This window comes from Psychrobacter sp. SHUES1 (assembly GCF_001652315.1).
Classification (GTDB): domain Bacteria; phylum Pseudomonadota; class Gammaproteobacteria; order Pseudomonadales; family Moraxellaceae; genus Psychrobacter; species Psychrobacter faecalis.
In genome coordinates this window covers 1-10,890 of sequence record NZ_LXWA01000088.1, presented here as the reverse complement: position 1 = coordinate 10,890, position 10,890 = coordinate 1, and the positions used below count along the sequence as shown (strand labels likewise).

The 10,890-nt window shown below is 42.8% G+C and carries 7 protein-coding genes; 3 read left to right on the top strand and 4 right to left on the bottom strand.

The features are described from left to right. The first annotated feature begins 286 nt into the window (after positions 1–286). From hisA to A7325_RS11535, 3 genes are all read left to right on the top strand, one after another. Positions 287–1,027, top strand: a complete 741-nt coding sequence (gene hisA, locus A7325_RS11545; protein ID WP_068408306.1) for a 1-(5-phosphoribosyl)-5-[(5-phosphoribosylamino)methylideneamino]imidazole-4-carboxamide isomerase — start codon at positions 287–289, stop codon at positions 1,025–1,027. A gap of 69 nt (positions 1,028–1,096) precedes the next feature. Beyond that, positions 1,097–2,881, top strand: a complete 1,785-nt coding sequence (locus A7325_RS11540) for a mechanosensitive ion channel family protein (protein ID WP_068408304.1) — start codon at positions 1,097–1,099, stop codon at positions 2,879–2,881. 119 nt (positions 2,882–3,000) lie between these two features. Further along, on the top strand, positions 3,001–3,285 hold the full coding sequence (locus A7325_RS11535; RefSeq protein ID WP_068408302.1) for a hypothetical protein: 285 nt from the start codon (positions 3,001–3,003) through the stop codon (positions 3,283–3,285). A gap of 154 nt (positions 3,286–3,439) precedes the next feature. Here A7325_RS11535 and rnr read toward each other — a convergent pair whose 3' ends face one another. From rnr to thrS, 4 genes are all read right to left on the bottom strand, one after another. Next, positions 3,440–5,749, bottom strand: a complete 2,310-nt coding sequence (gene rnr, locus A7325_RS11530) for a ribonuclease R (protein WP_068408300.1) — start codon at positions 5,747–5,749, stop codon at positions 3,440–3,442. Positions 5,750–5,898: 149 nt separating this feature from the next. Beyond that, positions 5,899–7,143, bottom strand: coding sequence for a toxic anion resistance protein (locus tag A7325_RS11525; RefSeq protein WP_068408298.1), 1,245 nt, complete (start codon positions 7,141–7,143; stop codon positions 5,899–5,901). Positions 7,144–7,604: 461 nt separating this feature from the next. Continuing rightward, entirely contained in the window at positions 7,605–8,108 is a 504-nt protein-coding gene (gene infC / locus A7325_RS11520; RefSeq protein ID WP_068408295.1) for a translation initiation factor IF-3, read from the bottom strand. A gap of 23 nt (positions 8,109–8,131) precedes the next feature. Further along, positions 8,132–10,066 (bottom strand): threonine--tRNA ligase, encoded by a 1,935-nt coding sequence (gene thrS / locus A7325_RS11515; RefSeq protein ID WP_068408293.1) that lies wholly within the window; start codon positions 10,064–10,066, stop codon positions 8,132–8,134. Between the last annotated feature and the right edge of the window lie 824 nt (positions 10,067–10,890).

The window sequence follows — 10,890 nt, the reverse complement described above, 5'->3', positions numbered from 1 at the left end:
GGGCTGTTACTGGCTAAACAATCAAAAACTGTCGGTGCGACAGGGTTAGCTTAGTCAATTCGCTTAACCGCTGATACAGAACACCGTGTCAAGTAAGAGCGTTACCTAAGAAACCTCTATTTCAAAGGTAGTGGGTAGTTCATTTTGTTATGCTAAATAGCTTTTATTTATTTGCCCTATGAGCTTTGAGGGCTTGTATACTTTTTTCACTTTTAAATTTTTCTTATTCATATTGTTATTATTCAACTATTTTTAATCGCTGATATCGCTTTATAAGGAATGCTGTATGTGTGCTGTCCCTGTCATTATCCCCGCTATCGATTTAAAAGATGGTAAATGTGTGCGTTTAAAACAAGGTCGTATGGAAGACGATACGGTATTTTCTGATGATCCAGTCGCTATGGCGGCGCGTTGGGTCAATGAAGGCGCGCGGCGCTTGCATTTAGTCGATTTAAATGGCGCATTTGATGGCATTCCGGTACACAAACAAGTGGTCAACGACATTGCCAAAGCTTTCCCCAAGCTGCCGATTCAATTGGGCGGCGGTGTGCGCAATATGAAAACCATCGAGCAGTATATTAGCGCAGGTTTGACCTACATTATTATTGGTACCAAAGCCGTTGAAGATCCTGACTTTGTGACCGAAGCTTGCCGCGAGTTTGCTGGACACATTATTGTCGGTATCGATGCCAAAGACGGCATGGTTGCGACACACGGTTGGGCAAACGTGACCGATACTAAAGCGACCGAGCTTGCCAAGCGTTTCGCTGATGTCGGGGTATCGTCAATCGTTTATACCGATATCGCTCGTGATGGCATGATGCAAGGCGTTAATGTCGAGCAGACCGTCAATTTAGCACGTGAAGGCGGCTTGCCTGTGATTGCCTCAGGCGGCGTCACCGATATGAAAGATATCGAATTGCTGAAACCTTATGGTGATTGTATCGAAGGGATTATCACTGGCCGCGCGATTTATGAAGGCACCTTAGACTTGGGTGAAGCGCAGCTTTATCTAGATGGTAAATAGTTTTAGTCGCCATATGTCAAGAGCGCTATTGGAAATGTGATGTAAAGCTAGAATAACAAAGGGATACTTATGGCAGCGTATTTTGACCAGCCTGGATTGCGTAGGCTACGCAGATGGAGCAAGCTAAGCCAGTTACGCATCATGACAAAGGCCTGCGCTCAGCTATTGTTGCTCTTAAGTATCTTTTTAAGCGCTCTTTTAAGCGTCCCCATTTATGCGGCTGCAGAAAGTAGCACAAATGAGAATGTTGTAGTCAATGATGAGGTTGCTGATAATCATGCAACCAGTAGTCATAGTACTAATAATGCAACTAATAATGAACCAAACACTCAGCCGACTACCACCCCACCCATCAATAAGCCAAATAATAGTCTAAATAGTGCTATCACTATTACCCCTGCGACGCCAGGTACTTCTGACACTGCGCCGGCGCCAGTTGAAAAACCGCCAGTTATCAGCGGTGAAAGCACCAATAACGCTCAAATCGAAACCACGCCAACACCATTAAAAGACAATGACATTCGTCAACGTATCAGTGGCATTTTTTCAGAAATTGACGGCTTGCAAGCAGTAAACGTCAGCGTCAACCAAGGGGTTGTTACCTTAACCGGTGAGACACCCAATGAGAAAAAAGCCCAGCAAGCGATTAATCTAACCAATCGCTTAACGGACGTAGTGACAGTAGAGGATAGAATCAATCGCACGCTTGATGTGCAAGACAACGTCTCAACCGTTTATCAGAGCCTCAAAGCGCAAACCAAAAACCTAGTCAAAGCGTTGCCGCTACTACTCGTAGGGATTGTTTTATTTGCTTTGGTCACGTGGTTTGGCAGCTGGCTCTCCAATCGCAAAAAAATGTGGCAACGCCTTACGCCCAATCCTTTTGTTGCAGAGCTGCTTGCCCAGACCGTTAAAGTCATATTTATCGTTTTCGGTCTTATCTTAGCATTAAGTTTGATTGGTGCCGAGACTATCTTGGGCACGCTGCTTGGCGGCGCAGGTGTGATCGGTATCGCCGTTGGTTTTGCCGTCAAAGACACGATAGAGAACTATATTGCCTCGCTGATGCTCAGTATCCGCCAGCCGTTTCGCGCCCGCGATCATATTTTGATTAACAATCAAGAAGGCATTGTGGTACGCCTAACCTCACGCGCCACTATTTTAATGACCTTAGATGGCAATCAGTTGCGTATTCCTAATGCTGAAGTTTTTAAAGCGACGATTTTGAATTACACCAAAAACCCCGAGCGCCGCTTTACCTTTGAGCTAGGGGTTGATGCCAACGATGACCCGCTTGCTGCTATCAAGGTTGGTATCGATGCTATCTGTCAGTTGGGTTTTGCCTTAGATAAGCCAAAAGTCACGGCAGTTATCAAAGAAGTCGGCGAATCAAACATCGTTTTACAGTTCCAAGTATGGGTCAATCAATTGGAAGCAGATTTTTCCAAAGCCCGCAGTATCGCCATTCGCGAAACCAAGCATGCCTTAGAAGATGAAGGCTTTAGTTTACCCGAGCCTATTTATCAGTTGCGCTTTAACCATAAGCTAGAAAAAGCCTTTGAGCATTTCCAAAGCAGTCAAACGAACGATAAATCCCCAGCGGAAACGACGGTAACGCCCCACACTTCTGCAACTGATAAAGCACCTAATGTATCTTCTGCTACTGGCACTAGCATTGAAGATAAAGATAAGAAACAAGCAAAGGCGCGAGCCAAGCATATCTTACAAGGTCGCAATGCCGACGAAGTACTCGATGCGCGTCCTGACCAGAAACTGATGGAGAAAGTTGAGCAAGAAATTGCCGAAAATTCAGATGAAACCGACTTATTAAGTAACAATAGTCCGCAAGAATAGCCCACAAGAGTGGCGTTGAAGTTTACCTATTAGAAGGTAAGTGCTAACTATAAAAGTCGGCATAAAAAATGCAACGATAAGTCTATCTACCTTTTATCGACATAGACGAGATATTTTTTATGCAAATCAAACATCTGATTATTTTTGCTTTGGCTGGTATCGTTATTCTCGCAGGGTTTAATATGATCAGCGGCAGCCAACGTGAAAAAAATAGAGAAGCGTTAGCCGCTAGTAGTGAAACAGAAAACACAGACATAGTTATAACTGACAGCAGTACATCAGATATCGCAAGTCAGCCGTTAGGGCAGCAGCCAAAAGCTATTCTTGATAAAGCAAGCACGCAGATAGAACAAGCGGAGCAGGTCAGTCAACAACGCAGCGAGCAAATCGCTAATACGCAATAGGAGCTTTAAACCTTAGAGTTATTATTGTTTAGAATTTTAAGGCTGAAATAAGTGGCGTCTTAATAACAGCATCTAATTAATCGCCCTTTAATAAATACAAAAAAAAGACTAACGATAACGTTAGTCTTTTTTTAATCTTAACATTTAAGCAGCGTTAGCTTTTTTTGCTGGTGCCTTTACCACGGCTGCTGCTTCTTTTAGAAGGGGTTTTATTCGCCGAAGTTTTGTTAGCAGAGCTCTTACCAGCCGAATTGTTCTTTGGCTGATCGCGTTTGGTTTGATTCATTTGGCTTGCTTGTAGCTTAGCTTTAAGATCAAAGTCGATTTGTAGCAGGTCCATATTAACGCCTGCTACTTTTACGCGAACCAAATCGCCAAGCCCAAATACCGTACCTCTGTCTTTACCGATAAGCTGCTGTTGCTGCTCATCATAGACAAAGAAGTCGTCGCCAACGTTTGAGATGTGCACAAGACCATCGATATATAAGTCGGTCAAGGTCACAAATAAACCGAAACTCGTCACAGTTGTCACCACGCCATCGAACTCTTCGCCGACATGATCTTTCATATAATGACATTTGAGCCAAGATTCCACATAACGCGATGCTTTTTCGGCGCGGCGTTCGGTATCTGAGGTTTGCGTGCCAGCCTCTTCAAGCGAGAAATCCATTACTGGCTGCTGGCTATTAGTCACTTTCGCTTTAATCGCGCGATGCAGCATTAAATCAGGATAGCGGCGAATCGGCGAGGTAAAGTGGCTATATTCATCATAAGCCAAACCAAAGTGGCCGATGTTGTCAGGCGCATAGTTCGCTTGCATCATCGAGCGTAGCAGCATGCTGTGGATGCTAATCGCGTCAGGACGGTCTTTGGTTGCTTCGATAATCCGCTGATAATCTGCTTGCGTTGGGCTTTCCTCAGGGAAGCTTAAGCCAAAGTTTTTTGCATATTCATGAATACGCATTGACTTTTCGCTATCAGGCTTATCGTGGTTACGATATAAGACAGGCAACTCATGTTTTAGGGCAAAGTTTGCTGCACAGGTATTGGCAAGCAGCATACATTCTTCGATAAGCTTTTGCGCATCGCCGCGCGTACGCGGTAAAATCGCTTCGATGCCACCTTTTTCATTAAACTTAATATACGTTTCGACTGTTTCAAACTCCATGGCATGGCGTTCTTCACGTTTTTTCAGCAGCAGCTCATACAATTGATGTAAGGTATCGACCGATTTTTTAACATCTTTATTAGCCGTTAATGATTCGGGTACGCTTTTATCTTTTGGATTGGCAAGGTAAGCATTTACTTGGTTATAAGTCAGGCGCGCCTGTGAGTGCATCACACCTGGATAAAACTCGTAGCCTGTGACTTTACCGGCGCGCGATATCTTGATATCGGCAACCATACAGAGACGGTCAAGGTTAGGATTCAATGAGCATAGACCATTAGACAGGACTTCTGGCAACATCGGAATCACGCGATGCGGAAAGTAGACCGACGTACCGCGCTCGTAAGCATCTTTATCAAGTGGCGAGTTTGGCGTGACGTAATAGCTTACATCAGCAATCGCCACCAGCACCCGATAGTTACCGCCCGAGCGTTTTTCGGCGAATACTGCATCATCAAAGTCGCGCGCGTCTTCACCGTCAATAGTAATGAGAGGTAAATCGCGCAAGTCTTTCCGACCTTTCAAGTCTTTTTCAGTCGGTTCTTGATAGCTATTGGCCTGCTGTAGCGCGGCTTCACTAAAGTCTGACGGGATATCATAGTTGAGTAGAGTCGTCTCAATAATCAATTCACGGTCATTATCATCAGATAGCACTTCAGTGATTTTACCAGTGGCAAACTCGTGTTGGTTTGGCCAATCGATAATATCGACTTTGACTGGCGCACCTTGTTTGGCATCTAACGCTTGCACGTTTTCTTCAGTGACGGTAATCGGCTGATGGTTATTTGGGCTACCAAGCTCAACGCAATAACCTTCTTCATCGTGCGCCAATGTACCAATAAAGTTGTTTTGGCGACGCTCAACGATATCGACAATACGCCCTTCGGTACGACCGCGATTATCCGTAGAGGTACCAACCGCTTGTACGGTATCGCCATTAAATACCCAGCGCATCTGCTTTTCATGCAAAAACAAATCAGGCATATCGCTCAATATCACGAAGCCAAAGCCTTTAGGGTGAGCTGACACGGTGCCAGTGACGATATCGTGTTCGGTTACAGTGCGATAGCGATAAGGACGCCCGTCACGGTTTACTTGCCCATCGCGCGCCATTGCTTTTAGGCGATTGCCCAAAGCGTCAAATTGGTCAGGGTCATCAATATTAAAGGCTTTTGCCAATTGTTGATGCGTGACTTCACCGTATTCATTAATCGTACTGAGTATCAGTTCGCGACTAGGAATAGGGTTAACGTATTTTTGTGCCTCACTCGAGGCGTTTGGATCATTCCAACTCATAAATTACCGTATCTATTTTTTAAAATTATTAATAAGTGCTATCTTAACACGAACGACGCCGTAATATCTTCGGTCAATTGTCTTATGTGTATCAGATAGCAAGCAGCTGCTAGCTTGTATCGCTAAGAGCATTCGACATGCAAGCCCAATCAAATATCAATATCGACCGTATTTGATTGATTGGTTATCTTTTTAGTATTTAATTCTTTCGACACTTCTAATACGGTCGTTTGATTCGATTTATCGAGATATTTCTGCGCTTTATCAACTTCGGCTGTCAGAGTGTTAACCGTTTGCTTCATATTTTCTAACGCCTCGATTTTATAATTGCTAATCATATCCATCGTTTCATAGACGTTATTGAAGGCGTTTTGGAGTTTATCAAGCTCAATCGTGCTACTGGTTGCCTGCTCATGAATCTCAAGCGATTGACGTTTGAGCATCGCAGAGGTCGATTCAATCAAGCTGCTGGTGGTTTTATTTAGCGCGGTGATTTGATCGAGTACCAGTTTTTGATTGGTCATCGCCTGAGCAACCACCACCGCGGTACGTAGCGCTGAGATCGTCGTCGTCGTCGCGCGATCCACGCCTTTAATCAGCTCTAGGTTGTTTTTGCGAATGGTATCAAGCGCTAAATATCCCTGAACGTTTACCGCCAATTGCGTTAAAAAGTCAGTATTTTTTTGCCGTACATAAAACAGCATTTCTTCTTTAATGATGCGTGCTTTTTCGGGGTCAGTGGCTTCAACGGCATACACCTTTTGCTCAAGCTGCTCGTCGATTTTTTTACCCACATAAATGTATTGGCGAATCGATTGCATCAGCTCCCACATGTTAACTTTTTCTTGCTCGATCATGGCATTGTCTTTGAGCAGCTCGTCTTTACCATTATAAAGGCTGGTCACCACAGCATTAATATGCGATTGCGCTGACTCATATTGACGGAAATAATCTTGCACTTTATTACCAAATGGAATCAGACCGAAGAGCTTGCGTGAGCTGGTCAGCTCTTTTTTGCTCGGATCCAAATCTTCGACAATGCCGCGCAGCTCGGTCAATGACTTGGCGATAGGTGAGTTATCAAACAAGCTATCATTAAGACTTTTTGCTGGTAAATCGAGCATACGGTTTGACACTTGTGCCGATTCGCGAATTTCTTTATTACCTAAATTATGGATAGATTGGACGTTTTGCTGAAACTCAGCGCTGTGTACTGAGTTGTTAATCACGTGATCGACAAAGGCATCGACTTTAGCATCAAGTTCAGGAATCTGGCTTTCGTCCAGTTTCACCATTTGATCCGCTTCGCTTTTTTGAATCTCTTTCACCGGTTCAGGAGCGGTTAAGGTGATGCTAGGCGTTGAGGCGTTTTCGGGTGGGGTCAATTCTTGCATAAAATTTCCTATAATATCTAAAAAATGGGATTCTTTACCGACGACATTATTTATCAATGACACTGTTCATTAACTATTAATTGTTAACGAACAACAGTTTTTGCTAAGCGCTTTTATAGCCGTGGTTTCAATTGTTTTTATTACCCAATAATTTTTATTCGAATGAGATATGTGTAACGAGATGACCTTTAGATTAACTGGTAATGAAAAGGTTGAGAAGATGGGTTTTGTAAACTGAGGTTGATAAAGCGTTTATAGAGAAATTTGGCTCATCGTACTCAGATTCTTTTAATGCATGTATTTAGAGGTAAATATGAAAAAACCATCAATATCCCGGAGTATATTGATGGTTAAGATTATAACTATCTATTATTAACGAATTGTCTGTGTTAGTTAATCATTTATATTAACTAACACTCATATCGATTTACAGCCACTACTCACTATAATCTATCAAGGGATTATTTTTTCTTAGTAGGCCCAAGCAGCATACCCATTTGACGGCCTTCCATCTTAGGGTACTGTTCGACGTTTGAGATATCAGCGGTATCTTCAATGATACGATCAAGTTGTTTACGACCAATCTCTTGGTGAGCCATTTCGCGACCACGGAAGCGGATACTGATTTTAACTTTATCCTGATCTTCCAAGAAGCTGATGATTTTTCTCAGTTTGACCTGATAATCGGCTTCTTCGGTGCTAGGACGTAGCTTCATCTCTTTTAGCTGGGTCTGTTTCTGATTCTTCTTCGCTTCTTTCGCTTTCTGCTTTTGATCATAGAGAAAATGTTTATAATCCATGATTTTGCATACTGGCGGCTTGGCTTCAGGAACCAATTCGACCAAATCTAGGTTTTCATCACGCGCCGCTTTCATCGCGGTTTCGATATCGACCACGCCCATTTGCTCGCCGTCTTCTTTAACCAAACGGACCTCTTTAGCATTGATATCTTCGTTGATGTTCAAACGGTTTGACTGTTTAATAGGTATTACTCCTCATCTGTTTTTGGGGTCTGTCGGCCTTTTTTGCTGACAGCAGTCTGTACTAAGCTAATAAATTCTGCAACACTCATGACGCCGAGGTTTTCACCTTCACGAGTTCGGACATTAACACTGCCCGTTTCAACCTCTTTATCCCCCAATACTAGCATATAGGGAATGCGTTCTAATGTTTTCTCTCGTATCTTAAATCCAATCTTTTCGTTACGCAAGTCACTCGTTGCTCGCAAACCTGCATTTTTCAGCTCACGCACCACATTTTCACAAGCATCGGCCTGTTTATCAGTGATATTCATCACCGCTACCTGTTGCGGCGCAAGCCATACTGGCATCCAACCGGCATAGTTTTCAATCAAGATACCGATAAAGCGCTCAAACGAACCTAGAATTGCACGGTGCAGCATAATGGGGGTTTCGCGCTCGTTTTGCTCATTGACAAATTCCGCATCAAGGCGCTCAGGCATATTTGGATCAACCTGAATCGTACCGCACTGCCAGACACGACCCAATGAATCTTTTAGACTAAACTCAATCTTCGGCCCATAAAATGCGCCTTCACCCGGTAGATATTCCCAATCAAGACCTGAGCTATCTAAAGCATCGGCTAAGGCTTTTTCGGCAAAATCCCAAGATTCATCGCTACCAACGCGTTTTTCAGGACGGGTCGAGAGCTTCATAATGATATTATCAAAACCAAAGTCTTCATACACCGCAAGGGTAAGCTTAATAAAATCCGCGACTTCTTGCTGAATTTGCGCTTGCGTACAGAAAATATGCGCATCATCTTGGGTGAAACCACGTACACGCATCAAGCCATGCAATGAACCAGAGGGTTCGTTACGATGGCATGAGCCAAACTCTGCCATACGTAGCGGCAGTTCACGGTAAGACTTTAAGCCTTGGTTAAATACTTGCACGTGACATGGGCAGTTCATTGGTTTTACTGCATAATCACGGTTTTCGCTCGAAGTAGTGAACATATTGGTGGCATAGTTACCCCAATGGCCTGAACGTTCCCACAAGCTGCGATCGACGATTTGCGGCGTTTTAATTTCTTCATAGCCATTATCATTTTGTACTTTACGCATATATTGCTCAAGTACCTGATAAATCGTCCAACCATTAGCATGCCAAAACACCATACCCGGCGCTTGCTCTTGCATATGGAACAGATTTAATGCTTTACCAATTTTACGATGGTCACGTTTTTCGGCTTCTTCAATACGTTGGATATAGGCTTTTAAATCTTTTTTATCCGCCCACGCCGTACCATAAATACGTTGTAGCTGTTCGTTCTTAGCATCGCCGCGCCAATAAGCACCTGACATTTTGGTCAGTTTAAATACTTTTAAGAAGCGCGTATTTGGCACGTGTGGACCACGGCACATATCAACATACTCTTGATGATGATATAGACCAAAGGCTTCTTCGCCCGGCATATCATTAATCAGCTTAAGCTTATAGTCTTCGCCGCGCTCTTCAAATATCTTGATTACTTCATCGCGTGGCGTCATTTTTTTGATAACGTCATAATCTTGCTTAATCAGCTCCATCATGCGTTTTTCAATTTTTTCCATGTGCTCAGGCGTAAATGGCGTCTCACTATAGATGTCATAATAAAAGCCATCTTCGATCACAGGGCCAATCACCATTTTTACGTCAGGATATAGCTGCTTAACCGCATGACCTAATAAGTGGGCAGCCGAATGGCGAATGATATCGACACCGTCAGCGTCTTTTGGCGTCACGATTTCAACTTTGGCATCATGGGCGATAGGGTCGTGCGCATCTACCAGTTGACCATCGACACGTCCAGCGACCGTCGCTTTCGCCAATCCTGCCCCAATACTTTGCGCCACTTCCATGACGGTGGTATTACCTTCGAAGTTTTTTACGCTACCATCGGGTAAAGTAATCGCTACCATAATCTATTCACCTTTTTGCGTCCGTTGGCAGTGATGATTGCAACCATCAATCATATAACCGTAAGACTGCGTCAATTATATCTAACCGCTATGATATGTTGGATATGTTGTAAGAAATGAGCATTAACTACAAGCACTGCGCTTAAACTTATATAGCATCATATATAGTGTGATAATTATTAAGTCATCTGATAACTGATAATTAACTTACTATGATGTCAAATAAGCACCCTTCTAATAAAGGTAAGCAGACATGCTATGCAGTAATGTCATAAAAGCAGCTATTATAGCAAAAACTGTCTATCAACACTAGATAGTAGGGGTTAGCTCAGCTTCTATATCCAGTTGCTATATAAATGCATATAAGTGAGTTATATAGGTGCACTTAGGACTAATATCAACAGAGATGAATATAGACATCATTAATATCAATTAATAATCGTACTAAATCCTATCTTTATAGGCATAATAAGTTGATATGCAGTTTTTAAATGGCAGATTGAATTGAGTAAGCCGTAAAAAGCAGACGCCAAAGACGGTTTATAGAATAAAACTCTAGTCTTTTGATAAATGGTTTTGCTCTAAGTTATTGAAAAATATGGTTTGTTTATTATATTCTAAAATTAATTAAGAAATCTATCGAAAAGCAGTTGACACCCAGCTCAAACCGTCTATAATACGCACCTTATTAGGGAGAACCGGAACAACTTATATGTCAATTACATATAACAAACCTGGCTAACCCATTGAAACAAATTATAAAAAAGCTTGACAAACCAAATCATTATGATATGATAGTCGGCTCGCTAGATAGGATAAGTTCT